Here is a 24,714-nt window from a genome sequence, read left to right on the forward strand (position 1 = left end):
CCCGGCCTGTGGTTGGATCGCGCGCATGTTCGAGGATGACGACGAGAATTTCGATCTGCCGCTGGGCGCGGCGGGATCGGACGTGCTCACCCTCGAACTCGACGGCTGGGAAGGGCCGCTCGACCTGCTGCTGACCCTCGCGCGGTCGCAGAAGGTTGACCTGCGCGAAATCTCGATCCTCGCGCTGGTCGAGCAATATCTCGCTTTCATCGACAATGCCCAATCGCTCAAGCTCGAGCTGGCCGCCGACTATCTGGTGATGGCGGCGTGGCTCGCTTATCTCAAATCGGGGCTGCTGCTGCCCAAGGATCCCGCGATCGATCCCTCGCCCGAGGAACTGGCGCTCCGGCTCCAGCTTCGCCTCCAGCGGCTGAACGCGATGCGCGAGGCGGGCGCCCGGCTGATGGCGCGCGACCGGATCGGGCGCGACGTGTTCCCGCGCGGTGCGCCCGAGGGGCTCAAGCTGGTCCGCAAGGCGGCGTGGGACGCCAGTCTCTACGATCTGATCGCGGCTTATGGCGCGGTCCGCGCCCGTGCCGAGGTGCCGGTCCATATCGTCCAGCGCCGCCCGGTGATGACCCTCGAACAGGCGATCGAGCGCGTGTCGCGGATGCTCGGCTTCGCGATCGACTGGACCAGCCTCGAGGCGTTCATTCCGCCCGGGGTCGAGGGCGACTATCGCAAGTCGGCGATCGCCTCGAGCTTCGTCGCCGCGCTTGAACTCGCCAAGCAGGGACGGGTGGCGCTGATGCAGGAGGGGGCGTTCGCCCCGCTGATGCTGCGCGGGGCCTCGCGCACGGCGGACACATTATGACCGATCCCGTGGTCGGCGAGCCCGACGATCTGCTGCGCGCGCTCGAAGCCGCGCTGTTCGCCGCCGAGGCGCCGATGAGCCCCGCCGAGATCGCCACCGTGATCGGTGTCGACCGGCTCGGCGACGCACTGTCGCGGCTCGCTGCGCTCTATGCCGGGCGCGGCATCGAACTGGTCGAGCGCGGTGGACGATGGCATTTCCAGACCGCCGCCGATCTCGCCCACATCTTGCGCCGGACCCGCGAGGAACCGCGCAAGCTCAGCCGCGCGGGCATCGAGACGCTCGCGATCATCGCCTATCACGAACCAGTCAGCCGCGCCGAGATCGAGGCGATCCGCGGCGTCCAGATCTCGAAAGGGACGATCGACGTCCTGCTCGAGGCCGGCTGGATCCGGCCCGCCGGGCGGCGCGAGGTGCCCGGCCGGCCGCTGCTGTTCGCGACCACTCCGGGCTTCCTGTCGCATTTCGGGCTGGGCAGCCGCCGCGACCTTCCCGGCATCGCCGATCTCAAGGCGGCGGGGCTGCTCGACCCGGTCGACGAGGCGTTCGCGCAGCTTGCGATGGAAAAGCCCGGCGACGACGGCTGACGACGATGCCGGCGCTTTGTGCGCATCTACTTTCGCTTTGCCGCCATCACGGCCTCGCTTTTTGCAGGCCCGGTCCCTAGATAGGCGCATCGCAAGGAGATTCGTGATGGGTGGTTTGAGCATCTGGCACTGGCTGATTGTCGGCGTGATCGTGATGCTGCTGTTCGGCAAGGGCCGCTTCTCGGACATGATGGGCGACGTCGCCAAGGGCCTCAAGAGCTTCAAGAAGGGCATGGCGGAAGAGGAAGAGCCCGCAGCGCCTCCGGCCAAGCCCGCCGCGCGGCTGCAGCAGCAGGCGCCGCTGGAGCCCAATCCGGACGCGACGCTGCAGCCGATGAAGGACGATCGGCCGCACAGCTGATCTGACGGACACAGGATCGCAGAGACGCGATGTTCGACATCGCACCGACCGAATTGCTGCTCGTCGCGGTGGTCGCCCTGGTGGTGATCGGGCCGAAGGACTTGCCGCGCGCGATGCGCTTCGTCGGCCAGTGGGTCGGCAAGGCGCGCGGCGTCGCGCGCCATTTCCGCTCGGGCATCGACGAGATGATTCGCCAGTCCGAACTCGAGGACATGGAAAAGAAGTGGGCGGCCGAGAATGAGCGGATCATGCGCGAGCATCCCGCCCAGCCGTCTTCGTACGAGCCGACGGTGATCGAAGGCGAGATGGTGCCGCTCGGCACCCCTGGCGACGCGCTTCCGGCACCCGAGCATTCCGCGGCGATCGACGACGGCGCCCTGCCGGCACCGCATGTCGATGGCGACGGCGCGGCTCCGGCCGAAGACAGTCCGGCGCAGAAGTCGCTGCCCCTTCCATGAACGCATATCGCATGATTGAAGCGACCCTATGAGCGAGATCGACGACAGCCGGGCGCCTCTGCTCGACCATCTGCTCGAACTGCGCCGCCGCCTGCTGCTGTCGATGGTGGCGCTGGCGGTGGCCTTTGGCGGCTGCCTCTATTTCGCGCGGCCGATCTTCGCCTTCCTCGTCCACCCGCTGCTCGCGGCGGGGCAGACCAAGATCATCAACACCGAAATCTTCGGCGGCTTCGTCGTCGAGATCAAGATCGCCTTCTTCGCCGCGACGATGATCGCCTTCCCGGTGATCGCCAACCAGCTCTGGCAGTTCGTCGCGCCCGGGCTCTACAAGAACGAGAAGAAGGCGCTGCTGCCGTTCCTGGCCGCGACCCCGGCGCTGTTCATCGCCGGCGCCTCGCTCGCCTATTTTATCGCGATCCCGCTCGCGCTCAAATTTCTGCTCGGCTTTCAGGGCGACCTTGGGGGTGTCGAACAGCAGGCGCTGCCCGATGTGAACTCCTATCTGAAGTTCGTCATGCAGTTCCTGTTCGGCTTCGGCCTGTCGTTCCTGCTGCCGATCCTGCTGATGCTGCTCGAACGCGCCGGTATCGTCACCCGCCAGCAGCTGATCGGGGCGCGACGCTACGCGATCGTCGGCGCCTTCGCGATCGCGGCGGTGCTGACCCCGCCCGATATCGGATCGCAACTGCTGCTCGCGATCCCGCTGGTGATTCTCTATGAGTTGGCGCTGATCGGGATCTGGTTCACCGAGAAGAAGCGCAAGGCGGAAGAAGCCGCCGGAACCGAGATCGTCAGAAGCTAAAGTGATTTCGAGGCAGATAGAATATCTGCCGGCTCGGAAATCACGGAAATCAAAAGATATTCAGAGCGGATGCGGTTCAATTTGAAGCGGCATCGGTCTGGAGCTTTCGGTTCGGTTTCATGGCCTGCGAGGCGGGCCGTGTCGTCGTTAAGATAGTCGGGTCGTGAAGATGCCCGGGGCGGTACGAGCCGCCCCGGTGCCTCTCCTGTTACTTCGCGCCGTCGGCGGCGTTGGCGACGGCCTTGCCGGCCGACGATACGTCCTTGCCGGCACCTTCGACGGTGTTGCACGCTGCAGCGAGCAGGCTGGCGCCGACGAGGGCGATGGCGAAAATGCGCTTGGTCATGAAAGTCCCTTTCGAATGGCATCCCCTCCTGTGCGAAGGGTCGGTGTCACAATGTTCGAGAGTTCCCGTTGTTCCCCGCACGTAATGGATGAACGTCGAATGTTGTTCGGCGTCATGCTCTCAAGATTTTGAAAAAAAGGCCCAAAAACAATGTGGGCCCGGTGCGGGGGGGGGGAGTCGCAGCCGGGCCCTTGTTGGGTGGATAGCGGGAGCGGGGGGGCAAAGCATCGCTATCCGAAGACCAGAACGGGCTGCCGTGGATTAGGTTCCGTCCGTCGCGAATCTTTTTCGCGCTCCGGGATGGTGCGTAGGAAGCGGTGTGACCGAGCGCCTTCAGGCGGCGTCGATGAGGACCGAAATCTCGATCTGGAAGCGTCCGCTCGCGCGGTCCTGGTCGAGCGGCGAACGCAGCTGGCGTGCGAGGCCGGTGGTGACCCGCTCGAAACGACCGATCGACGGATGATCGTCGAGCGAGCGGCTGAGCCCGAGCGTCTCGATCCGCAGCAGCGCCCGGTCGGGCACCGCGGTCGCCTCGAGCGAGATCAGGATCGATCCGTGCGGGTTGGAGAGCATCATCAGCTCGACGATCTCGGTGATCAGGAAGGCGACCGGCACCGCGACGTCCTGGGTGACGTTGGCGCTGATCATGTTGAGCGCGATCGGCATCCCCGCGGCGTCGGCCGGGGCCGACGCGCGCAGGTTGGAAGCCAGCTCGCCCGCCAGCGCGCGGAACGCGACCCCGCGATTCTCCTCCATCTCGGCATAATGGTTGCGATGGACGACCGCGAGCGCGTCGACGCGGCGCTGGATCGCGGCATAGGCGTCGGTGGCGGCGGCCTCGGTCGCGCCGCGCGCGTGGAGGTTGATCAGGCTCGACACGACCTGGAGGTTGTTCTTCACCCGATGGTGGACCTCGCGGGTCAGCTTGGTCTGGCGGACCAGCCCTTCCTCGAGGTCGCGCTCATGCGCCAGGATCTTCGCCGATGCGGTCGCGAAGCTTTCGGCGAGCTCGCGGATCTCGTGCGACGGCGTCGACAGCCGCGGAATCTCGAGCGGCCCCTGGCCCAGGCTGAACCGGTCGATCGCGCGCTGCAGTTGGGTCAGCGGCAACAGGATCAGCCGGCTGACGATGAACCAGCCGGTCACCGCCGCCGCCAGCCACATCATCAGCGGCAATGCGACGAGCAGCGCGTTGCGCGCGCCGACCTGCGGCGGGCGATAGCTCGCGTCGAGCATCAGCTTGCCGCCGCTGACCGGCGCCGACAGCGTGACCAGCTGCCCCTGATGGGTGTCGGGGCGGCGCACCAGCACCGCGCCGGCCCTGCTGCCGCTCACGGTGCGCAGGGTCAGCGAGACCAGCGGGAGCCCCTTCTCGTCACGCACGAGCAGGGGGATACGGTCGAGCGGGATCTCGGTCTCGGCGGTCAGCGACCGGTCGGCCTTGGCGGCGGCGATCCGGATCAGCCGCCGCGCGGGGTCGAGCCAGACTCCTTCATTCTGCGGGGCGCTGATCTGTTCGCGGACGATCGGGGTGCCATGGGTCTGGCAGCGGCGCTGGCCGTCACCGTCGAACAGCGCGATCGCCGGGCGCGCCGCGACCAGTTCGGGCGGGCCGCGGAACAGCGCCGCGCAGACATAGTCGGCACGGTCGGCGGCCAGCGGCACCCGCATCGCTTCGATCTGGGCGTCGATGACGTTGCCGACCTGTGCGGCATAGGCTTCGGTCGCCATCCGCGCGGCATTGCTGCGCTGCTCCTGGGCGACATGCGCGGTATCGAGCGAGGTGAGCAGCGCGATGAAGCCCAGCGGCAGCAGCGCCGCCGACAGGATCAGCAGCATCTTGGTGCCGGTCGAAAGCCGTGCGAGCACCGGAAAGCGCGACGTCATGAATCAGCCCTGTTGCGGCGCGCGACAGCCCGTCGGGCCTGATTGCCCGAACCAGGCTTCGCCCGCATTCATTCTCAATCGAGCTTTCTCAGGAGATCCATGAATTCGTCGGGAACGGCCTCGTTCACCGCCTGGGTGTAAACCGAACGCAATGCGTTGCCGACATTGGCGTCGCGCTGCGAATCGCGCTTGCGCTTCGTCGGCTTGGCCACAGCTTCCTTGTTGGTCTCGCCCTTAGGTTCGTCGTCGATAGCCAAGCTGCCCGCACCCCTGATCATGTTCTATCTGCCTAAGCTACTCAACGGAACAACCGCGTCCGGCGTTCCCTGACATGCACATGTTCCAACCGCGGACAATTTTTTCGGCTTCCCTTAAAATGCGCCCGTCGAGCATGAAACAAAAAACTCATATGATGGTTCCACCCCCGAATGTACCTTTTTGCACATTCGAAAATGGAAGCTGCGGGCGGCTTCCTTGCGGCGGGCGGGGTTGCTATTCGGCTTCCTTGCCGTGCAGGTGGGTCCCGCGCAGCCATAGGGAGTTTTGAATCACCATGTCGCTCGGCCAGAAACTTGCTCCGCATCTGCCCTTCCTGCGCCGCTATGCGCGCGCGCTGACCGGAAGCCAGAGCCATGGCGACAATTATGTGCGCGCCACGCTCGAGGCGATCGTCGCCTCGCCCGGCGATTTTCCCGGCGACGTCGATGCGCGGGTCGGGCTCTACAAGATCTTCCAGGCGATCTGGACCTCGACCAATTTCGACGAGGACGCCGCCGCTCCGCCGCTCGGCGCCGAACGCGAGGCGATCGCCCAGGCGCGGCTCGCGTCGATCACCCCGCTGTCGCGCCAGGCGCTGCTGCTGACCGCGATGGAGGGCTTCACCGTCGCCGACACCGCCTATCTGATCGACAGCAGCTCCGAAGAGGTCGAGGCGCTGGTCGCCGACGCGATCGCCGAGATCGATCGCCAGACCCGCACCGAAGTGCTGATCATCGAGGACGAGCCGATCATCGCGATGGATCTCGAGACGATCGTGCGCGATCTCGGCCACAGCGTCACCGGCGTCGCCGTCACCCGCGACGAGGCGGTCGCCCAGGCGCACGCCCAGCGGCCGGGCCTCGTCCTCGCCGATATTCAGCTCGCTGACGACAGTTCGGGGATCGATGCGGTCAAGGACATCCTCGCCGAATTCAGCGTGCCGGTGATCTTCATCACCGCCTTCCCCGAAAGGCTGCTGACCGGCGAACGGCCCGAGCCGACCTTCCTGATCACCAAGCCGTTCCAGCGTTCGACGGTGAAGGCGGCGATCAGCCAAGCGCTGTTCTTCGACGCGGCGACCGTCGACGCCTGATCGATATCGTTACGGATGCGTTTTTGTTGGAACCCGGAGTCTGGCCTGTCGTTACCCGTCTGAACCGAAGCCCGGCGCCGATGTGCCGGGCAAGGGACGAAGAGGGGTTTTCGACAGGTGCACCTAGCCACTGAATCTATGGCCGGCGACGCCAGCGGGGTAGCTTACGACATGGACGATGAAGAACGCGACGAGGGCGAAATCGAATCGCCCGCGGTCGAACCGGTCGCGCTGTCCGACGACGAGTTCAAGGATGAGCTGGCCCGGGTGATCCCGCATCTGCGCGCTTTCGGGCGATCGCTGTCGGGCAACCGCGATCTGGCCGACGATCTGGTCCAGGAAACGCTGATGAAGGCCTGGGCGGCGCGCAAGCGCTTCCAGGCCGGCACCAATATGCGCGCCTGGACCTTCATCATCCTGCGCAACCTGTTCCTGTCGCAGATGCGGCGCGCCCGCTTCCGCGGCGAATGGGACGAGCTGACCGCCAGCAAGCTGCTCGCGGCGCCCGCCTCGCAGGACCGGCATATCGAACTGGCCGACATGCAGCGCGCGCTGCTCCATCTGCCTCAGCCGCAGCGCGAGGCGCTGATCCTGGTCGGTGCCGGCGGCTTCGCCTATGAGGAAGCCGCTGAGATCTGCGGCTGCGCCGTCGGCACGATCAAGAGCCGCGTCGCCCGTGGCCGCGCCGCGCTCGAACAGCTGCTCGAACAGGGCCAGCTGCCATCGCGCCGCGATCACAAGACCGATCCGTCGACGACCACGCTCCAGCAGATCATGGCCGACGTCGATACGCTCAGCCGTGAAAAGTAGGAACGGCTGAGCTGTTTTTGTGTGCCCGGCTTTGCCGGGCGCCCTCAGACGCCGGGCGGTCGGCATCCGCCTCCCTTGGCTTCCTCGCAATAAGCTCGAGCGGCCGTTCGGCCTTGCGGAGGCTGCGCCTCCGTTGATTCTTCTCTCCGCCTTGTTTGGACAGTGAGAAGGAAAGGTGGAACGGGGCGCGTAGCGGTCCGCAAGGCCGAACGGCCGCCGCGCCTTATTGGCGCGAAGCCAAGGAACGCGGATGCGTTCCGCCCGGCGTTTGAGGCCGCCCGAGCTTGCTCGGGCTTATCAAACTATTGCCACTGGTTGGCCTGGTCCTCATAGGCGCGGCGGAATTCCTGGGCGAACACGTCCATGAACGCCTCGTCCGATCCCTCGGCGACTCCGCTGAACTCGCGCTGGTAAGCCTGCCACATCGCCGCGTCGCGCGATCCGGGGAGGATGCGCGAGAAGATGCCGCGCTTCTCGGCGCGTTGCGCGATCGACGCCGGCGAGAAGCGGTCGAGGGTCGCGCGCAGCGCCCCCTGCATTGCCTTGAGCGTCGCCATCTGGTGTGCCTGCAGGTCGCGGAAACTGTCCTCGATCGCCAGCTCGGCGTTCATGAAGCCGCGGACCGGCGGATTGAGGAGCTGCGCGATCGCCTCGTTGGCGGTCGCCGCGAACTTGATCGGGTTGTTGCCGTCGCGATTGAACATCGTCGACTGCGCGCCCATCTGCGACTTGGCGCGTGCCCGCGCCGCGATCATCACCACCAGCCCGGCGACCAGCCGGCGGATCAGCAGCCCGCCGCGGCCCAGCACCTCTTCGGGTGTCCCGCTCAGCGCCGCGCGATCGACCCCCAGCTCATGGACGAACCGCTCGAACGGATCGCTCGGCGCCTCGGCGGCGACCGCGGGCGCCGGCTCGGCCTGGCGGTCGTCGGGGCTGTCGGCATAGCCGCCCTTCGACCATTCGATCTGGTTGGTGTCCTCGATACTGCCCCACACCTGCTCGGCGGGAACCACCGGTTCGGGGGCGATTTCGGGCCAGTCCTCGACCGCCGGAGTCGGTGCGTCGGCGATCGGCGCAGGGTCGGCCCAGCCGCCCGATTCGGCCGCGGGGGCCGATGATTCGGGGGCCTGCGCCTCGGCGGCCGGCGGTTCGGGCAGCGGCGCGGGCTCCTCGCCCGGGGCCGGATCCCATAAAGGCGCCGATGTCCCCCATGGCGCCACCTCGACCTCGAGCGCCTGCGCGACGCTCAGTGTCGCGACCAGCTCATAATGGCCGACCTTCACCACATCGCCTTCCTGCAGGATGTGCGGCGACTCCATCCGGTCGTCCGAACCGTTGAGGAAGGTGCCGTTGGTGCTGACGTCGTAGAGATGATAGTCGCCGTCGACATAGCGGATCTCGCAATGCCGCGACGAGACATAGAGCCGCGGGTCGGGCAGGCTCCAGTCGACCGTCGGCGACCGGCCGAGCACCGCGCCGCGCTGGTCGAGGTCGATCCGCGAAGCGACCCCGTTGGCGAGCGAACCATAGTTGCGAATCGACAGGGTCAGACGGGACAGGGACATCTTCGTTCGACTTTCACTCTTGAAACCGGCCTTTCGGGCCGGTCCTTGCGCGTTGCTTAACACGCCTCGGCCACAGATACGGCGGTTATTTGGCGGAGATGCGCCGCGCCATCGATGATGGTAAAAAATTGTTGCATCAGTGACCCGCATCACATCGCCGCGCCGCGACAATCGGCATTAAGGTCGCAGACGAGCGACGCGGCACCGTCGCCGCAGTCCCGCTTTTCTCCCCTATTTGGGAGAGGACGGCGGGCCGGAAACGGGTAGCGTCGCGTGCTCGTCACAGACTTTCGACAGGCTGGAAAACCCCCAGCGCAAAAGGGTTTCGTCGCCGCCGTCAACTTGTGGAAACCCCGAGTTTCCATTAGGGTGGACGGCATTGGGATAGGGTGCCGACTCGGCAAACTTGGGGAGTGTTACGATGCGTAATCGGGTCGCCGTCACGGCTTCCGTTCTGGCCCTCATGCTGTCGGGCGTCGCGGTCGCGCAGACCGCGCCCACCCCGCCGCCCAAGGCGCCCGCCAAGGCCCCCGATGCTGCGCTGTCGGCCGACGAGATCGACTGCCAGCTCACCGGGGTGTGCGGCAGCTACGGCGTCGAGGCCACCGACGGGCAGCAGGGCGGCAAGGAAGCCGCGTTCAGCATCCGCCCGGCGACCTTCGTCGGCAAGCTGCAGAATGTGCCCGCCAAGCCCGCCGCCGGCGTGAAGACCGCGTCGATCGCGCCCACGCCGATGCCGGTATCCGCGCGCGCCGCCGCGGCGCCCAAGCCCGCGGGGCTCAACATGCGGGTCACCTTCAACAATGGTTCGGCGGTGCTGACGCCGGCGGGCCGCGCCAATGTCGAGGCGGTGGCCGACCGGCTGGTCCACAACCCCAAGCTCGCCGAGCGCAAGTTCATGGTCGAGGGCCACACCGACGCCGTCGGCAGCCGCGACTATAATGTCGCGCTGTCCGAATCGCGGGCGCAGGCGGTCGCCGAATATATGCAGAGCCTGGGCGTCGCGCCCGATCGCATCCTCACCCATGGCTATGGCTTCGACAAGCCGCTCAGCGGCCTCGCGCCCACCAACGGCATGAACCGTCGGGTCGAGATCATTCCCGCCCCCGCCAGCTGAGCGGGCAAGAGTTAACAGGGGAGAGGCGCCGGCGACCGACAAGGTCGTCGGCGCTTTGATTTTCGGGTGCCCTGATTTTGGCCGCCCTGATTTTGAGCTGCGGGGTTTGTTGATCGGGATCGCCGGTCGCCGGCTTGACGGCGAAAGGACCAGACCCTAGAGCCGCCCGACCACTTGAAGGCTGCCTTTCGGCACCGGATGGCCCGATGGCGGAGTGGTGACGCAGCGGACTGCAAATCCGTGCACGCCGGTTCGATTCCGGCTCGGGCCTCCATATTTCCCTTTCATTGCCGTTTGGCGGCGCCGATCCCCCCACATCCGAGCATATCGCGCTTGGCGTTATTGCGGCGACGCGATAAGCCCTTGAAGCCTGCATTGCTGTATTGTATGGCTAAGACACTAGCTCTATGGGTGGCCTGTGACCGACCAGAATTTCGATCAGATGCGCAAGGCTATGGTGGCGAGCCAGCTCCGCACCACCGGCGTCAGCGATGCGCGCGTCGTCCACGCGATGGGCGCGGTCGCGCGCGAGGCGTTCGTGCCCGCCGACAAGGCCGCGCTCGCCTATCTCGACATCGCTTTGCCGATCGCGCCCGGACGCGCGCTCAACCCGCCGATGGTGACCGGCCGCCTGCTGACCGAGGCGCAGGTCCAGTCGGGCGACAAGGTGCTGCTCGTCGGTGCCGCCGGCGGCTACACCGCCGCGGTGCTCGCGGCGCTCGGCGCCCGCGTCGTCGCGCTCGAATCCGATGCTGCACTGCAGGCCATCGGCGCCGCCACGGTGCCGACGGGCGTCGAGAGCGTCCTGGGCGATCTCGCCGCGGGTCATGCCGCCGGCGCGCCTTATGCGCTGATCGTCATCGACGGCGCGGTCGACCATATTCCGGCGGCACTCGTCGACCAGCTCGCCGATGGTGGCCGCCTGGTCGGGGCGCTGATCGAAAACGGCGTCATCCGGCTGGTGACCGGCGTCCGCGTCGGCCAGGGCTTCGGCACCCGGTCGTTCGCCGATGCCGATGCGGCGCCGCTGCCCGGCTTCGCCACGCCGGCGGCATTTCGTTTCTGACAAAGGTGGGATTGTGAAGCAGACAGGGGTGGGAGCGAAGGTTTCGCTTGCGGCGATCGCATTGATGATGACGGCGGTGCCCGGCCATGCCGACACGCTGCGCGATGCCTTCGTCCAGGCCTATGCCGACAATCCCACCCTGACCGGCGCCCGCGCCAATCTGCGCGCGATCGACGAGAATGTGCCGATCGCCCGCGCGCCGGGCCTGCCCGATCTCAGCGCGACCGCGTCCTACAACAAGTTCGTCAAGCGCTCGGCGAACAGCTTCACCTCGCCCAAGGAGGCGCTCGGCGGCAGCGTGACGCTGAGCGTGCCGATCTACCAGGGCGGGCTGGTCCGCAACAGCATCAAGGCCGCCGACGCCCGCGTCCTCGCCGGCCGCGCCGACCTGCTGTCGACCGAGTCGGACGTGTTCACCGCGACCGTCGCCGCTTATATGGACGTGATCCGCGACACCGCGATCGTCGATCTCAACGGCGGCCAGGTCAAGGTGCTCGAAACCAACCTCCAGGCGAGCAAGGACCGCTTTCAGGTCGGCGATCTCACCCGCACCGACGTCGCCCAGTCCGACGCGCGGCTCGCGCTGGCCAAGAGCCAGCTGCAGGCCGCCGAGGCGCAGCTCGACGCGAGCCGGCAGAATTATCTGAGCATCGTCGGCAAATTCCCCGACAATCTCGAACCGCCGCCGCCGCTGCCGCCCTTGCCGGCGGGGACCGAGGACGCGGTCGAGATCGCGGTCGCCAACAACCCGTCGCTGATCGCCGCGCGCGAGGCGAGCCGCGCCGCCGATTACGACATCGGCGCCGCCGAGGCGCAGCGCATGCCGAAATTGTCGGCGTTCGGCACCGGCGATTATACCGATTATCGCGGCACGCTCGCCGGCGGCGCCGCCGGGGTCAAGCAGATCGACAAGACCGCGACGATCGGCCTCCAGGCGAGCATCCCGCTCTATCAGGGCGGCGAGCCGAGCGCGCGCGTCCGCCAGGCGCAGGCGCGCAAGAGCCAGACCCTCGAACAGGTGACCTTCACCGAACGCAGCGTGATCGCCGACGCGCGGGTCGCTTTCTCGCGCTACCAGGCCTCGCTCGGGGTGATCCAGTCGTCCGAGACCGGGGTGGCCGCGAACGAACTCGCGCTCGAGGGCACCAAGGCCGAACAGAGCGTCGGCACCCGCAACGTGCTCGACGTGCTCAACGCCGAACAGGAACTGCTCAACTCGCGGGTCACCCTGATCTCGGCGAAGCGCGACGCCTATGTCGCCGGCTTCGCGCTGATCGCGGCGATGGGCCGCGCCCAGGCGAAGGATCTCGGGCTCGACGGCGGCACCCTGTACGACCCGGTCGCCAACTATAAACGCGTCCGCAACATCCTGTGGGATTGGGACAGCGACCCCCGCCCGAAGCCGGTCGCGACCTCGACGCGCAACCAGCCGAGCGTTTCGGCGGTGGTGCCGCTCCCCCCGGTGACAGCCCCGCAAAAATGAGGCATTAGGGGCGGATGGCCGATGCCCGTCCCGAACCGTCGATGGAAGATATCCTCGCTTCCATCAAGCGAATCATAGCCGACGACAATCCCGCTCCGCGGCAGCCTTTGCGTGCGCCGGCGCCGCAGCTCGGCCAGGCTTCTTCGCTGTCGCAGCATGCCCCGGCCCTGCCGCCGCGGCCGGCGCCCGCCCCGGCGATGGCACCGCTGCCGCCGCTGGCCGCCGCCCAGCCCTCGCTGCAGCCCCAGACCCCGATCCATCCGCCGCTTCAGGCGCCGGCCCAGCCGCAACCCTTCGCGCCGCCGCTGGCGCGCGCGGCGACCCCGCCGGTCTTCGCCCGGCCGCTCGACGAGGATTCGATCCTCGAACTGACCGATCTCGCCCCGCGCCAGCCGCTCCGGACGCCGCCGCCTCCGCCGCAGATGGCGCCGCCGCCCGAACCGGCCCCCCAGCCGGCGCGTAGCTATGCGCGCGACGAGCCGCCGGCTCCGCGACCCGCGCCGAACATTTCCGGCGGCACCACCGTCGAGGGGCTGGTCCGCGAGATGCTGCAACCGATGCTGGCCCAGTGGATCGACGCCCATCTTCCGGCGATGGTCGAGCGGCTCGTTCAGAAGGAAATCGAGCGCATGAGCGACGAGAAGCGCTGATCCTCGCAATCCTCCCCATCGCAGATGGGGAGGGGGACCGCAAAGCGGTGGAGGGGTCTCCAACCGTTGGGCCAACGACATTCTTTAGGTTCTGCGCTACCCCTCCACCGCCCTACGGGCGGTCCCCCTCCCCAAAGCTGCGCTTTAGGGAGGATCTGCATGCCCCCAGCTTGGCGGCCGCTACGCTTTCCTTTAGCGTCGCCGTCCATGAACAAGCTTCCGATCGCAGCGTCGCTGCTGCTCGCGGGTCTCGGCGCCCATGCCGCCCAGGCCCGTCCGCTCACCATCGAAGACGTCGTCAAACTCTCGCGCACCGGGTCGGCCGATGTCTCGCCCGACGGGCGCTGGCTGGTCTGGGACCAGCGCGAGACCGACATGGACGCCAACAAGGGGCGCACCGACATCTGGCGGCTCGACCTGTCGAAGAAGGGCGCGGTCCCCGAGAAGCTGGTCGCCGATCCGGCGGTCAACGAATCGTCGCCGGCTTTCTCGCCCGACGGCGCATGGATCTATTATAGCGGCAAGGATGGCATCTGGCGGGTCGCCATAGCCGGCGGCACCCCCGAGCAGGTCCTCGCGCAGGACGTCAGCGGGTTCGAGATCGCCCCGACCGGCGACAGGCTGCTGGTCTGGGCCGATCGCCCGGTCGGCGCGAAATCGCTCGCCGACACCAAGCCGGCCGCCCCGGCCACCGCCGGCAGCGCGCGCACCTATGACCAGCTGTTCGTCCGCCATTGGGACACATGGAGCGACGGCCAGCGCTCGCAGCTGTTCGTGCTGCCGCTCGAAGCAGGCAAGGCGGTCGGCAACGGCGTCGCGATCGAGGGCGGGCTGGTCGGCGATTCGCCGTCCAAACCCTATGGCGACGGCAGCGAGCTCGCCTGGAGCAAGGACGGCAAGACCGTCTATTTCACCCTGCGCGAGGCCGGACGGATGGAATCGCTGTCGACCAATCTCGACATCTTCGCCGCCCCTGCCGACGGATCGGCGGCGCCGGTCAACCTGACCAAGGGCCATGAGGGCACCGACACGAGCCCGGCGGTGTCGCCCGACGGCAAATGGCTCGCCTACACCGCGATGAAGCGTCCGCGCTACGAGGCCGACCGGCTGGTGATCCAGCTGCGCAACCTCGCCACCGGCGAGACCCGGGCATTGACCGAGGCCTGGGACCGCTCGGTCGCCAGCCTTGCCTGGAGCCCCGACGGCAAGACCCTCTATGTCACCGCGGGCGACACCGGCGACGATCCGCTGTTCGCGGTCGACGTCGCGACCGGCAAGCCGACCCGGCTGACCGGCGACGGCACCGCGGGCACGGTGATCCCGACCAGGACCGGGGTGGTGTTCACCCTCAACAGCCTGACCGCACCCAATGATTTCTATCGCCTGTCGGGCAAGGGCAAGGCCGTGCGCTTGACCAACGTCAACGCCGACAGGCTCGCCGGCATCGACATGCCGACATGGGAGCATTTCAGCTTCAAGGGCGCCAATGGCGACACCGTCTGGGCCTATGCGGTCAAGCCGGCCGGCATCGCGTCGGGCGCGAAGGTGCCGATGGCGTTCCTCGTCCATGGCGGGCCGCAGGGCAGCTTTGGCAATGGCTGGTCCTATCGCTGGAATCCGGCGCTGTGGACCGGCGCCGGCTATGGCGCGGTGATGGTCGATTTCCATGGCAGCACCGGCTACGGCCAGGCCTTCACCGACGCGATCAACCAGGATTGGGGCGGCAAGCCGCTCGCCGACCTCAAGGCCGGCTTCGCCGCCGCGACCGCGAAGTTCGACTGGCTCGACGGATCGCGCGCCTGCGCCGCCGGCGGCTCCTATGGCGGCTATATGATGAACTGGATCGAGGGCAACTGGCCCGACGGGTTCAAGTGCATCGTCACCCATTCGGGGGTCTTCGACGCGCGCGCCATGGCCTATGAGACCGAGGAGCTATGGTTCGACGAGTGGGAACATGGCGGCCACCCTTATTATGAGGACCCCGCCGCGTTCGAACGCTGGAACCCGGTCAACCATGTCGCCGCCTGGAAGACCCCGACCCTGGTGATCCACGGCGAAAAGGATTTCCGCATCCCTTACACCCAGAGTCTGGGCGTCTTCACCGCGCTCCAGCGCCAGGGCATCGACTCGCGGCTGGTGGTCTTCCCCGACGAGAATCACTGGATCCTGAAGCCCAAGAACAGCGTCCAATGGTATCATGAGGTGCTGGGGTGGATGGACAAATATACCAAGAAATAGGCGGCCCTCACCCCCACAAACCCCGTCGCCCCAGCGAAGGCTGGGGCCCATGTCTCTCTCCTCAAACGGCACCGTCTGACGAGATAGACATGGGCACCAGCCGGAGCCTGTCCTCGGACGGGGCGTAGCCCCGATCCGGGGGCTGGTGTGACGGGCGAGGGAAGGCGACCGACCCTAAAACGCCGACCAGTCGTCCTCGCCCCGGACCGCCAGCGCGGCATTCCCCGCCGACCGCGCGATCCGCGGCGCGGCCTTCGCCACCCGCCGCTGCAACTGATGCACCGCCGGCGGCGCCTTCGCCTGGACCCCGATATTGAACCGCCCGACCTGGCGCGACAGCCCGTCGGCTTCGCTGGCGAGGGTGCGCGCGGCGGCGGTCGCTTCCTCGACCATCGCCGCATTCTGCTGGGTCACCCCGTCCATCTCGGCGACCGCGGTATTGACCTGCTGCTGTCCGGCGGCCTGCTGGCGCGCGGCATCGGCGATGTCGGACACCAGCCGGCTGACCTCGCCGACCCGGGCGATGATCCGCTCGAGCGACTTGCCGGTCTCGTCGACCAGTTCGACCCCGGCGCCGACCTGCTGCGAGCTGGCGATCACCCGCGCGCGGACGTCCTTGGCGGCATCGGCCGATCGCTGGGCGAGCGCGCGCACCTCGGCGGCGACCACCGCGAAGCCTTTGCCGGCGTCGCCGGCGCGCGCCGCCTCGACCCCGGCGTTGAGCGCAAGCAGGTTGGTCTGGAAGGCGATCGCGTCGATTACCGCGATGATCTCCGAAATCTCGGCCGATCCGCGCTCGATCCCGCCCATCGCCTCGACCGCGCGGCGCACGACCTCGCCGCCGCGCTCGGCATCGGCGCGGGCCTCGCCGGCCAGGCCGTTGGCCTTCTCGGCGCCCTCGGCGGTCTGGCGCACCGCCGCGGTCAGCTCGTCCATCGCCGCCGCGGTCTCCTCGAGGCTCGCCGCCTGTTGCTCGGTGCGCAGCGACAGGTCGTCCGACGCCTGACGAATCGACATCGCGCCGGTGTTGATGCTCTCGGCCCCCTCGGCGATCGCCCCGAGCACCGACCGCAGCTCGGTCGCGGTCGCGTTGAAATCCTGTTCGAGCCGCGCATAGGAGGGTGGGAATCCGGTCACCTCGGCGGTGAGATCGCCGCCGGCGAGCCGCATCAGCCCGCCCGCGACCTGGTCGACCACCTTCTGCTGTTCGGCGTCGGACATCGCCTTCTCGACCGCGGCGTCGCGGAACACCAGCACCGCCTTGGCCATCGTCCCGATCTCGTCGCGACGCTCGGTTCCCGGCACGAGCACATCGTGGCGGCCTTGCGCCAGCTCGTCCATCACGCTGCACATGCTCGCCAGCGGCTTGAACATCCGGCGGGTGAACGCGAGGCAGGCGCCGGCGGCGAGCGCGGTGCCGAGCAGCGCGATCAGGATTATCCGTAAAGCCACCGCGCGCACGTCGGCCAGGAAATCGTCGGCGGGGATGCCGACATAGAGGATGCCGATCACCTGGCCGGCGCGATCGCGGATCGGATCATAAGCGGTGAAGAAGGACCGGCCGAGGATGTCGGCGCGCCCACGATAGGATTTGCCCTCGCGCAGCACCGTCTCGCGCACCGCGTCGCTGGTCAGCTTGGTGCCGGTGGCGCGGCTGCCATCGTCATTCTTGACGTTGGTGGCGATGCGGGTGTCGCCGAGGAAGATCGTCGCGGTCCCGCCGACCAGCGTCTTCACCTGGTCGACCGGTTCCGAATAATCGTTGAGCGTCCGGTTACCGACCGTCATCCTGCCGTCGGCGGCGGCGAAGTCGCGGCCGTCGAGATGGAGGACGTGCCAGGCGACCCGCATATTGGCCTCCTGTCGCTCGACCGCCCTGCGCTCGGCATTGGCGTAGAGGATCGATTCGGTGACGAGCACCGTGACCGCCGACAGCAGCGTGAGCGCTAACACGATCAGCAGCGTGACCTTGGTCGACAATTTGGTCGCCGCGAGGGCGCGGGTAAGATGTGGCATGGGATTCCCGTTCGGTATGAATCGGGCATTAGACCAAAGACGGTGGAGAAACGGTGAACGCCGGCCGAAAATGGCGAATGTGCGAGTCGAAGGGGGCGCTACATCCCAATCGTCGCCCCTGCCTTGTGCCGGGGGCCATGGCTGGTGCGTCACGCGGGAAGTCTTCGGAAAATGGCGCCGTCCGCAAAGCTCCCGCGCGAACATCGGCGATGGCCCATGGGGTGATAGCCATGGACCCCGGCACAAGTCCGGGGCGACGCAAAGGAAACGAAATCCTTCTATCTCAGCGCTTGTCGCATCGAAAGAAGTCGCCCGAGCCGGGCAGCCTCTTAACGCACGAGCGCCAGCGGTGCCTTGGCTTCCACCTCATCCGAAATGAAGTCGCGCACGAAGTCGTTGATCGGCGCGCGCTCGATCTCGGCCGGGGCGGCGAACTGTTCGATCCGGCCCAGATTGAGGATGGCGACCCGGTCGGCGAGCGCGAACGCCTCCTCGCGGTCATGAGTCACGAAGATCGAGGTGATGCCGAGATTGTCGTGGATCGACCGCAGCGCGCCGCGCAGCTCGCGCCGAACCTTGGCGTCGAGCGCACCGAACGGCTCGTCGAGCAGCAGGATCTTCGGGTTGCGGGCGAGCGCGCGGGCCAGCGCGACGCGCTGGCGCTGGCCGCCCGACAATTGCGACGGGTAACGGTCGCCGAGCCCCGGCAGCTGCACCAGCCCCAGCAGTTCCTCGACCCGCGCGGCGATCTCCGCCTTCGACGGGCGGGTCTTGCGGCCGAGCACGTCGAGCCCGAACGCGATGTTCTTCGCCACCGTCATGTGGCGGAACAGCGCATATTGCTGGAACACGAATCCGATGCCGCGATGCTGGACCGGAGTGTCGGTCACGTCCTCGCCGCCGAAGCTGATCGTGCCGCTGTCGGCATGTTCGAGCCCGGCGATGATCCGCAGCAGCGTGGTCTTGCCGGATCCCGATGGTCCGAGCAGCGCGACGAACTCGCCCTCTGGCAGGTCGATGCTGACCCCGTTGAGCGCGGCGAACTGGCCGAAGCGGCGTGCGACATTATCGATCGTGATGGTCATGTCGGTCAGTGTCCTGCAGCGGCGAGCGCGTCGGCATGCCGCCATTCGAGATAGGATTTGATGGCCAGCGTTACCAGGGCGAGCAGGGCGAGCAGCGCCGCGACCGCGAACGCCGCGACGAAATTATACTCGTTGTAGAGCACCTCGACATGCAGCGGCATCGTGTTGGTCTGCCCGCGTATATGCCCCGACACCACCGACACCGCGCCGAATTCGCCCATCGCCCGGGCATTGGTCAGCAGCACGCCGTAGAGCAGGCCCCAGCGGATATTGGGCAGCGTCACCCGGCTGAACACCTGCCAGCCATTGGCGCCCAGCGACAGCGCCGCCTCTTCCTCGGCGCGGCCCTGCGCCACCATCAGCGGCACCAGCTCGCGCGCGACGAACGGGAAGGTGACGAAGATCGTCGCCAGGACGATACCGGGCACCGCGAAGATGATCTCGATATTGTTCGCCTGCAGCCAGGGGCCGAGCCAGCCCTGTGCGCCATAGATCAGCACATAGATCAGCCCCGACACCACCGGCGACACCGAGAAGGGCAGGTCGATCAGGGTCAGCAGCATCTCCTTGCCGCGGAAATCATGCTTGGCGATCAGCCACGCCGCCGACACCCCGAATATCAGGTTGAGCGGCACCGCGATGACCGCGACCAGCAGCGTCAGCTTGATCGCTGCGATCGCGTCTTCATCCCGGACCGCCGCGATCGCCGGGGCCAGCCCGTTGCGCAACGCCTCGACGAACACCGCCACCAGCGGCAGCAGGATCACCAGCCCGACATAGCCCAGCGTCAGCAGCAGCAGCACCGCGAAGATGCCGGGGGCAGGGGCCAGCGGATCGCGGAAGCGTTTCCTGCTCACATTCTTGGTTGCGCTCACAGGCCGATCCTCCGGCGATTGCGCTCCTGGATGCGGTTGATCAGGAACAGCATCGTGAACGAGATCAGCAGCATCACCACCGCGATCGCCGACGCGCCGGCATAATCATATTGCTCGAGGCTGGTGATGATCAGCAGCGGGGAAATCTCGGAGATCATCGGCATGTTGCCGGCGATGAAGATCACCGACCCATATTCGCCGACCCCGCGCGCGAAGGCCAGCGCGGTGCCGGTGACCAGCGCCGGCATGATCTCGGGCAGCACCACCCGCAGGAAGGTCTGGATGCGGCTGGCGCCGAGCGACAGCGCGGCCTCCTCGACCTCGCGGCCGGTGTCGTGGAGCACCGGCTCGACCGTGCGCACCACGAACGGCAGGCCGATGAACAGCAGCGCGACGACGATCCCCTGCGGATGATAGGCGATCTCGATGCCGATCTTCGCCAGCGGTGCGCCGACCCAGCCGGTGTTCGCATAGATCGCGGTCAGCGCGATGCCGGCGACCGCCGTCGGCAGCGCGAACGGCAGGTCGATCATCGCCGACAGCAGCCGGCGGCCGGGAAATTTGTAGCGGACCAGCACCCAGGCGATCAGCAGCCCGAACACCGCATTGACCGCGGCGGCGATCGCCGCCGCTCCGAAGGTCACCCGGTAGCTGGCGAGCGCGCGCTCCGAAAAGGCGGTCGCGACGAAATGGCCGAAACCCTCGCCCGTCGACCGCAGGAACACCGCGCTCAGGGGAATGAGCACGATCACCAGCAGCCAGACGAGCGTGATGCCCATCGTCAAATGAAAGCCCGGCAGCACATGGGCAGCCGGGCGGGTCCTCGCTCCGCTCATCTCTACGCCGTTAATAGACTGTCCGCCGGAAAGCCACAGGCGGCCACCGGGCATTTTCTACCCGGACGCTTAGCAAAAATTGGGCGGCCCTGCGGGACTGTGCCGCACCCATCGGCGCCGACGTTAGGTGCTTCGTTCCTTCTTCGTCGCCCCGCACCTGTTGCGGGGTCCATGGCTATCGCCGCGCAGACCATCGCCGAGGATCTGAACGCAGCATCTCGGGCTCGCTTTCCACCAGCCATAGTGTCCGACGCACCAGCCATGGACCCCGCAACAGGTGCGGGGCGACGGGTTAAACGTACCGCGCGGCATCGATGCCGACATTCGGTATATCGCGCCGTTGCCGACCGCATCGGCCCCGTAACCCACCGCCTGCCGCCCCCGCATCATCGGAGAAGCCGCCTTTCGGCACCGAAAGGATAAGTTTCTTCTCTTCTCTTCCGATCTGGTGGACATATTTGTCCACCTCAACAGTAGAGATATGTAAGTCATAGTGGTGGGCCTGTGACGATCCGGTTGAGTGAAGTTTCAGGGGTGGAGAGAGCGGATGCCCATCCCGCTCTGTCCGGTGGGCTTAAAACAACAACACTGACGTTCGAAAGGGATGGATATGCGTTATTCGCTTCTCGCGGGGGCGGCGCTGGCCGCTGCGCTTGGCACACCGGTTTTTGCCCAGTCGGCACCGGCTGTTCCGGCCGCCGCCGAGGGTGCCGATGCCGGCAATAGCGTGGGGGAAGGTGAGATCCTCGTCACCGCGCGCCGCCGTCAGGAAACCGCGCAGCAGGTGCCGCTGGCGATCTCGGTGGTCGGTATCGACCAGATCGAGAATACCGGCAATTTCAGCATCCAGAAGCTCCAGCAGCTCGCGCCGACCCTCCAGGTCTATTCGTCCAACCCGCGCAACACCTCGGTCAACATCCGCGGTCTCGGCGTGCCGTTCGGCCTGACCAGCGACGGCTTCGAACAGGGCGTCGGCATCTATGTCGACGACGTCTACAACTCGCGCGTCGCTGCGGCGGTCTTCGACTTCCTCGACGTCGCCCAGGTCGAGGTGCTGCGCGGCCCCCAGGGCACGCTCTACGGCAAGAACACCACCGCCGGCGCGATCAACATCACCACCAACCAGCCGACCTTCGATTTCGAGGGCAAGGCCGAGCTGACCGTCGGCAATCTCAATTACAAGCAGGCCAAGGCCGCCGTGTCGGGCCCGCTGTCGGACAAGGTCGCCGCGCGCATCGCCGTCGCCACGACCACCCGCCGCGGCACCCTCTACAACGTCACCAGCCAGCGCTGGATCAACGAGCAGGACAATCTCGGCCTGCGTGGGCAATTGCTGTTCAAGCCCAACGACGATCTCAGCATCACTTTGTCGGGCGACTACAGCAAGCAGGATCCCGAATGCTGCGGCACCGTGTTCGTCCGCGTCGGTCGCACCCAGCGCGCGCTCGCCCGGCAATATGACGCGCTGGTCGCCGCCGCCAACGCCGCCGGCCGCAACTATGTGAACCCCAGCCGCAACCCTTATGACCGGCTGAGCGACCTCGACAGCAACCTCAACGCCGGCAACAAGATCGGCGGCGCCTCGCTGAAGGCGGTCTGGGATGTCGGCCCCGGCACGCTGACCTCGATCTCCGCCTGGCGCTTCTGGGACTGGAAGCCCGAGAACGACCGCGACTTCACCGGTCTGTCGATCGTCGCCAAGTCGCAAAACCCCTCGCAGCAGGACCAGTATAGCCAGGAATTCCGGTATAATTACGAAGGCAAGAAGATCGATTATGTGATCGGCCTGTTCGGGTTCAACCAGCGGATCGACACCCAGGGCACCGAACAGCAGGGCCGCGACGCCAGCCGCTGGAGCCTGACCGGCGCCCAGGCGAACGATCCCAGCATCCTCAACGGCCTGACCGCCACCAACACCCAGTTCCTCAAGAGCACCAGCGGCGCGCTGTTCGGCCAGCTCAGCTGGAAGGTGACCGACGCGCTGACCATCCAGCCCGGCGCCCGCGTCAACTACGACAAGAAGACCGGCTTCTACGAGCGGATCGTCACCAACGGCGCGGGGGCGGTGATCAGCTGCACCCCGGCGCCTGCCGCGGGCACGGTGCTGGCGGCCCAGTGCGGCGTCTATCAGCCGCAGAGCACCCGGCCGTCGGTCAGCGACTGGAACTTCAGCTATGATTTCAACGTGAACTACAAGGTCACGTCGGACATCCTGGCCTATGCGACCTATGCCAAGAGCTTCAAGACCGTCGGCATCAACCAGAACGGCTTGCCGCTCAATACCGCCAACCAGCCCGATCTCACCGCGAGCACGGTCAAGCCGGAATCGGTCAATCACTACGAAGCCGGCATCAAGACCCAGTTCTGGGGCCGCAAGGCGACCTTCAACGTCACCGCCTTCCGCACCGACATCAAGAACTTCCAGGCGACGGTGAACGGCGGCCAGTTCGGCACCGTCCGCGGCTATCTCGCCAATGCCGAGAAGGTCCAGTCGCAGGGCATCGAGACCGATTTCAAGATCCGCCCCAGCGAGCGCCTCAACGCTTATGCCAACGCGGCCTATACCGACGCCAAGTACAAGAAGTTCACCAACGCGCCGTGCCCGCCCGAATTGTCGGGCGGCACCTTCTACGCCGCCGGCGTCACCCCCGACCTGACCCAGGCCGGCGTCCCCGGCGCGCTCAGCCCGCGGTCTTGCGATATCTCGGGCCAGGACCTGCCCGGCGTGTCGAAATTCGCCTTCTCCTACGGCGCCGAGGCCAACACCCCGGTCACGCTGCTGGCCAAGGAAGGCGAGATCTATCTGGGCGTCGACGGCAATTTCCGCTCGCACTTCCAGTCGAACGCCTCGCCCTCGCGCTATACCGAGATCAAGGGCTATGCGCTGACCAACCTGCGCGCGGGCTTCCGCACCGGAGATTTCGACATCTTCGGCTGGGTCCGCAACGCCTTCGACGTCCACTATATGGAACTGCTCCAGGTCGCGCCCGGCAATGTCGGCCTGATCGCCGGCCAGCCCGGCGACCCGCGCACCTTCGGCGGGACGATCAAGGCGAAGTTCTGATCGATCTTCCGGATCTGATTGCCGAAGGATATTCCCGGCCATGGGTCTCCATGGCCGGGATTTTTGTGGCTATCGATCAACCCTTCTCCCTTGACAGGAGGGGCCCGCCGCGAAGCGGTGGGAGGGTGAGGGCGCGTGGCTTCGTTCATCAGCCCCTATTCTCGCTCCGTCTTACGCCGCGCCAGCTCACCCCCACCATCACAGCGCCCCCTCCCCGAAACAGCCGCTTTGAACCCAGTTCCGCTTTCCCGTCCCGAGGATCGGGCAGACACTGAAACGGCATTCTGGGAGACTGCTCATGGTTCGTCCATTTCTCGCCATCGCCGGAGCCGCTGCGTGCCTTGCCAGCACCGGGGCCCATGCCGACACGCTGCAGGATCAGGTCGTGGCTGTCGCCAGGGCGACGCGCACCGACACCTACAGCTATCGCCGCACGATCGTGATCGACAGCAATGTCGAAAAGCGCAAGGTCATGCTCCAGCAATATGATCCGCGCCGGTCGCCGGGCGATCAATGGGTCCTGGTGACCGTCGACGGCCGCGCGCCTACGGCGAAGGAGGTCGAGGATGCCCGCAACGCGGGACGCGACCCGTTCCCGCCCTATTTCGCCGTGTCGAAATGGTTCGGCGGCCCGGCGACGCGCAGCGAAACCGCGCCGGGCTACGTTACCTACCGGTTCGACAGTCTCCTGCCGGGCACGCTCAAATTCGGAACCCACGACGCCTCCGCCGACACGAGCGCCGAGGCCCTGGTCAACGTCAAAGGCGCCGTGCCGTTCATTGAGGAACTGCGCCTGGGCTCGACCAGGGGGTTCAAGATGATGCTGGTCGCGTCGATGGGCAGCATGAGCTACACGATGCGTTATCGCCAGTTGCCCGACGGCAACATCGTGCCCCTCGACGCGGTCAGCGATATCAAGGGATCCGCCATGGGCAAATCCGGCCTGATGCACACCAGCGCAACCTTCTCGGACTTCCAGGCGGCGCAGTGAGGGCTGCTGGTTTAGGGGACATTTTGGCCGTTTCGTAGCGCCAGGCGTGACGGCCAGAGCGAGTTCGAAACCGGACATCGACGCATCGGCTTCGCGGGCGGACATCGGCCGCCACCTGCGTCCGCTTTCGGCAAGAGTGGCTTTGCCGCTTTGCCCGATCGCCCTATGACCGCCGCTCACGGCGCGGAAAACTCTCCGCCAACATGGGTTCGGCAGTTCGATGGGTCGCTTGCGGATGAGATGGGAGCGGCTTCGGGCAGGCTGGCGCTGGCCAAGGACGCCCACCGCGGAACCCGCTGTCGGCGACGCGCC

The 24,714-nt window shown here is 66.8% G+C and carries 22 protein-coding genes and 1 tRNA gene; 15 read left to right on the forward strand and 8 right to left on the reverse strand.

What is annotated here, in order from left to right; all coding sequences use genetic code 11:
- Nucleotides 1-25: 25 nt before the first annotated feature.
- The 5 genes from AC1RM6_RS07690 (at nt 26) to tatC (ending at nt 3,022) form a co-directional block, all read left to right on the forward strand.
- The gene (locus AC1RM6_RS07690; protein WP_493099792.1) at nt 26-814 is read left to right on the forward strand and encodes a segregation and condensation protein A; all 789 of its coding nucleotides are present in this window, start codon (nt 26-28) and stop codon (nt 812-814) included.
- Nucleotides 811-1,401, forward strand: a complete 591-nt coding sequence (scpB, locus tag AC1RM6_RS07695; protein WP_493099794.1) for an SMC-Scp complex subunit ScpB — start codon at nt 811-813, stop codon at nt 1,399-1,401. The genes AC1RM6_RS07690 and scpB overlap by 4 nt, the downstream gene beginning before the upstream one ends.
- A 106-nt stretch (nt 1,402-1,507) precedes the next feature.
- Nucleotides 1,508-1,762: a twin-arginine translocase TatA/TatE family subunit gene (locus AC1RM6_RS07700; RefSeq protein WP_493099795.1), complete on the forward strand. Its 255-nt coding sequence runs from the start codon at nt 1,508-1,510 to the stop codon at nt 1,760-1,762.
- 29 nt (nt 1,763-1,791) lie between these two features.
- Nucleotides 1,792-2,220, forward strand: coding sequence for a Sec-independent protein translocase protein TatB (tatB, locus tag AC1RM6_RS07705; protein WP_493099796.1), 429 nt, complete (start codon nt 1,792-1,794; stop codon nt 2,218-2,220).
- Nucleotides 2,221-2,248: 28 nt separating this feature from the next.
- The gene (gene tatC, locus AC1RM6_RS07710; RefSeq protein ID WP_493099798.1) at nt 2,249-3,022 is read left to right on the forward strand and encodes a twin-arginine translocase subunit TatC; all 774 of its coding nucleotides are present in this window, start codon (nt 2,249-2,251) and stop codon (nt 3,020-3,022) included.
- Between the two features lie 208 nt (nt 3,023-3,230).
- Here tatC and AC1RM6_RS07715 read toward each other — a convergent pair whose 3' ends face one another.
- The 3 genes from AC1RM6_RS07715 to AC1RM6_RS07725 all read right to left on the reverse strand — a co-directional run bounded on the left by AC1RM6_RS07715 (nt 3,231) and on the right by AC1RM6_RS07725 (nt 5,533).
- Nucleotides 3,231-3,368, reverse strand: coding sequence for an entericidin A/B family lipoprotein (locus AC1RM6_RS07715; protein WP_493099800.1), 138 nt, complete (start codon nt 3,366-3,368; stop codon nt 3,231-3,233).
- A 333-nt stretch (nt 3,369-3,701) separates the two neighbouring features.
- Nucleotides 3,702-5,255, reverse strand: a complete 1,554-nt coding sequence (locus AC1RM6_RS07720) for a sensor histidine kinase (RefSeq protein WP_493099801.1) — start codon at nt 5,253-5,255, stop codon at nt 3,702-3,704.
- A 74-nt stretch (nt 5,256-5,329) separates the two neighbouring features.
- Complete coding sequence (locus AC1RM6_RS07725) at nt 5,330-5,533, reverse strand: NepR family anti-sigma factor (protein WP_493099803.1); 204 nt, start codon at nt 5,531-5,533, stop codon at nt 5,330-5,332.
- A gap of 275 nt (nt 5,534-5,808) precedes the next feature.
- On the opposite strand from AC1RM6_RS07725, the gene AC1RM6_RS07730 reads away from it, so the two are divergent.
- Entirely contained in the window at nt 5,809-6,606 is a 798-nt protein-coding gene (locus tag AC1RM6_RS07730) for a response regulator (RefSeq protein WP_493099805.1), read from the forward strand.
- Between the two features lie 171 nt (nt 6,607-6,777).
- Nucleotides 6,778-7,416, forward strand: coding sequence for a sigma-70 family RNA polymerase sigma factor (locus AC1RM6_RS07735; RefSeq protein ID WP_493099807.1), 639 nt, complete (start codon nt 6,778-6,780; stop codon nt 7,414-7,416).
- A 302-nt stretch (nt 7,417-7,718) separates the two neighbouring features.
- On the opposite strand, the gene tagH is transcribed toward AC1RM6_RS07735, so the two are convergent.
- The gene (gene tagH / locus AC1RM6_RS07740; protein ID WP_493099809.1) at nt 7,719-8,981 is read right to left on the reverse strand and encodes a type VI secretion system-associated FHA domain protein TagH; all 1,263 of its coding nucleotides are present in this window, start codon (nt 8,979-8,981) and stop codon (nt 7,719-7,721) included.
- Between the two features lie 421 nt (nt 8,982-9,402).
- Between tagH and AC1RM6_RS07745 the strand changes: the two genes are divergently transcribed.
- From AC1RM6_RS07745 to AC1RM6_RS07770, 6 genes are all read left to right on the forward strand, one after another.
- A complete protein-coding gene (locus tag AC1RM6_RS07745; RefSeq protein ID WP_493099811.1) occupies nt 9,403-10,098 on the forward strand; it encodes an OmpA family protein in 696 nt (231 codons plus the stop codon).
- A 200-nt stretch (nt 10,099-10,298) separates the two neighbouring features.
- Nucleotides 10,299-10,372, forward strand: a tRNA-Cys gene (locus AC1RM6_RS07750).
- A 144-nt stretch (nt 10,373-10,516) separates the two neighbouring features.
- A complete protein-coding gene (locus AC1RM6_RS07755) occupies nt 10,517-11,164 on the forward strand; it encodes a protein-L-isoaspartate O-methyltransferase family protein (RefSeq protein WP_493099813.1) in 648 nt (215 codons plus the stop codon).
- Nucleotides 11,165-11,192: 28 nt separating this feature from the next.
- Entirely contained in the window at nt 11,193-12,647 is a 1,455-nt protein-coding gene (locus tag AC1RM6_RS07760; protein ID WP_493099815.1) for a TolC family outer membrane protein, read from the forward strand.
- 14 nt (nt 12,648-12,661) lie between these two features.
- The gene (locus AC1RM6_RS07765) at nt 12,662-13,297 is read left to right on the forward strand and encodes a DUF2497 domain-containing protein (protein ID WP_493099817.1); all 636 of its coding nucleotides are present in this window, start codon (nt 12,662-12,664) and stop codon (nt 13,295-13,297) included.
- Nucleotides 13,298-13,504: 207 nt separating this feature from the next.
- Complete coding sequence (locus AC1RM6_RS07770) at nt 13,505-15,535, forward strand: S9 family peptidase (protein WP_493099819.1); 2,031 nt, start codon at nt 13,505-13,507, stop codon at nt 15,533-15,535.
- 174 nt (nt 15,536-15,709) lie between these two features.
- On the opposite strand, the gene AC1RM6_RS07775 is transcribed toward AC1RM6_RS07770, so the two are convergent.
- The 4 genes from AC1RM6_RS07775 to cysT form a co-directional block, all read right to left on the reverse strand.
- Complete coding sequence (locus AC1RM6_RS07775) at nt 15,710-17,551, reverse strand: methyl-accepting chemotaxis protein (protein WP_493099821.1); 1,842 nt, start codon at nt 17,549-17,551, stop codon at nt 15,710-15,712.
- Between the two features lie 329 nt (nt 17,552-17,880).
- Nucleotides 17,881-18,636 carry a sulfate/molybdate ABC transporter ATP-binding protein gene (locus AC1RM6_RS07780; RefSeq protein WP_493099823.1) on the reverse strand — a complete coding sequence of 252 codons (756 nt, stop codon included), beginning with the start codon at nt 18,634-18,636 and terminating at the stop codon, nt 17,881-17,883.
- Between the two features lie 5 nt (nt 18,637-18,641).
- Nucleotides 18,642-19,511 carry a sulfate ABC transporter permease subunit CysW gene (gene cysW / locus AC1RM6_RS07785; protein WP_493099825.1) on the reverse strand — a complete coding sequence of 290 codons (870 nt, stop codon included), beginning with the start codon at nt 19,509-19,511 and terminating at the stop codon, nt 18,642-18,644.
- A complete protein-coding gene (cysT, locus tag AC1RM6_RS07790; RefSeq protein WP_493099827.1) occupies nt 19,508-20,347 on the reverse strand; it encodes a sulfate ABC transporter permease subunit CysT in 840 nt (279 codons plus the stop codon). Before cysT ends, cysW begins: the two co-directional genes overlap by 4 nt.
- A 604-nt stretch (nt 20,348-20,951) precedes the next feature.
- On the opposite strand from cysT, the gene AC1RM6_RS07795 reads away from it, so the two are divergent.
- On the forward strand, nt 20,952-23,411 hold the full coding sequence (locus AC1RM6_RS07795) for a TonB-dependent receptor (RefSeq protein ID WP_493099829.1): 2,460 nt from the start codon (nt 20,952-20,954) through the stop codon (nt 23,409-23,411).
- 298 nt (nt 23,412-23,709) lie between these two features.
- Nucleotides 23,710-24,402 (forward strand): hypothetical protein, encoded by a 693-nt coding sequence (locus AC1RM6_RS07800; RefSeq protein ID WP_493099830.1) that lies wholly within the window; start codon nt 23,710-23,712, stop codon nt 24,400-24,402.
- The last annotated feature ends 312 nt before the right edge of the window (nt 24,403-24,714 follow it).

This window comes from Rhizorhabdus sp. GW822-FHT03C02 (assembly GCF_058801765.1).

Coding starts and splice junctions, on each gene's coding strand:
- AC1RM6_RS07690 (WP_493099792.1), top strand. CDS start 26: ATGTTCGAGGATGACGACGAGAATTTCGATCTGCCGCTGGGCGCGGCG.
- scpB (WP_493099794.1), top strand. CDS start 811: ATGACCGATCCCGTGGTCGGCGAGCCCGACGATCTGCTGCGCGCGCTC.
- AC1RM6_RS07700 (WP_493099795.1), top strand. CDS start 1,508: ATGGGTGGTTTGAGCATCTGGCACTGGCTGATTGTCGGCGTGATCGTG.
- tatB (WP_493099796.1), top strand. CDS start 1,792: ATGTTCGACATCGCACCGACCGAATTGCTGCTCGTCGCGGTGGTCGCC.
- tatC (WP_493099798.1), top strand. CDS start 2,249: ATGAGCGAGATCGACGACAGCCGGGCGCCTCTGCTCGACCATCTGCTC.
- AC1RM6_RS07715 (WP_493099800.1), bottom strand. CDS start 3,368: ATGACCAAGCGCATTTTCGCCATCGCCCTCGTCGGCGCCAGCCTGCTC.
- AC1RM6_RS07720 (WP_493099801.1), bottom strand. CDS start 5,255: ATGACGTCGCGCTTTCCGGTGCTCGCACGGCTTTCGACCGGCACCAAG.
- AC1RM6_RS07725 (WP_493099803.1), bottom strand. CDS start 5,533: ATGATCAGGGGTGCGGGCAGCTTGGCTATCGACGACGAACCTAAGGGC.
- AC1RM6_RS07730 (WP_493099805.1), top strand. CDS start 5,809: ATGTCGCTCGGCCAGAAACTTGCTCCGCATCTGCCCTTCCTGCGCCGC.
- AC1RM6_RS07735 (WP_493099807.1), top strand. CDS start 6,778: ATGGACGATGAAGAACGCGACGAGGGCGAAATCGAATCGCCCGCGGTC.
- tagH (WP_493099809.1), bottom strand. CDS start 8,981: ATGTCCCTGTCCCGTCTGACCCTGTCGATTCGCAACTATGGTTCGCTC.
- AC1RM6_RS07745 (WP_493099811.1), top strand. CDS start 9,403: ATGCGTAATCGGGTCGCCGTCACGGCTTCCGTTCTGGCCCTCATGCTG.
- AC1RM6_RS07765 (WP_493099817.1), top strand. CDS start 12,662: ATGGCCGATGCCCGTCCCGAACCGTCGATGGAAGATATCCTCGCTTCC.
- AC1RM6_RS07770 (WP_493099819.1), top strand. CDS start 13,505: ATGAACAAGCTTCCGATCGCAGCGTCGCTGCTGCTCGCGGGTCTCGGC.
- AC1RM6_RS07775 (WP_493099821.1), bottom strand. CDS start 17,551: ATGCCACATCTTACCCGCGCCCTCGCGGCGACCAAATTGTCGACCAAG.
- AC1RM6_RS07780 (WP_493099823.1), bottom strand. CDS start 18,636: ATGACCATCACGATCGATAATGTCGCACGCCGCTTCGGCCAGTTCGCC.
- cysT (WP_493099827.1), bottom strand. CDS start 20,347: ATGAGCGGAGCGAGGACCCGCCCGGCTGCCCATGTGCTGCCGGGCTTT.
- AC1RM6_RS07795 (WP_493099829.1), top strand. CDS start 20,952: ATGGATATGCGTTATTCGCTTCTCGCGGGGGCGGCGCTGGCCGCTGCG.
- AC1RM6_RS07800 (WP_493099830.1), top strand. CDS start 23,710: ATGGTTCGTCCATTTCTCGCCATCGCCGGAGCCGCTGCGTGCCTTGCC.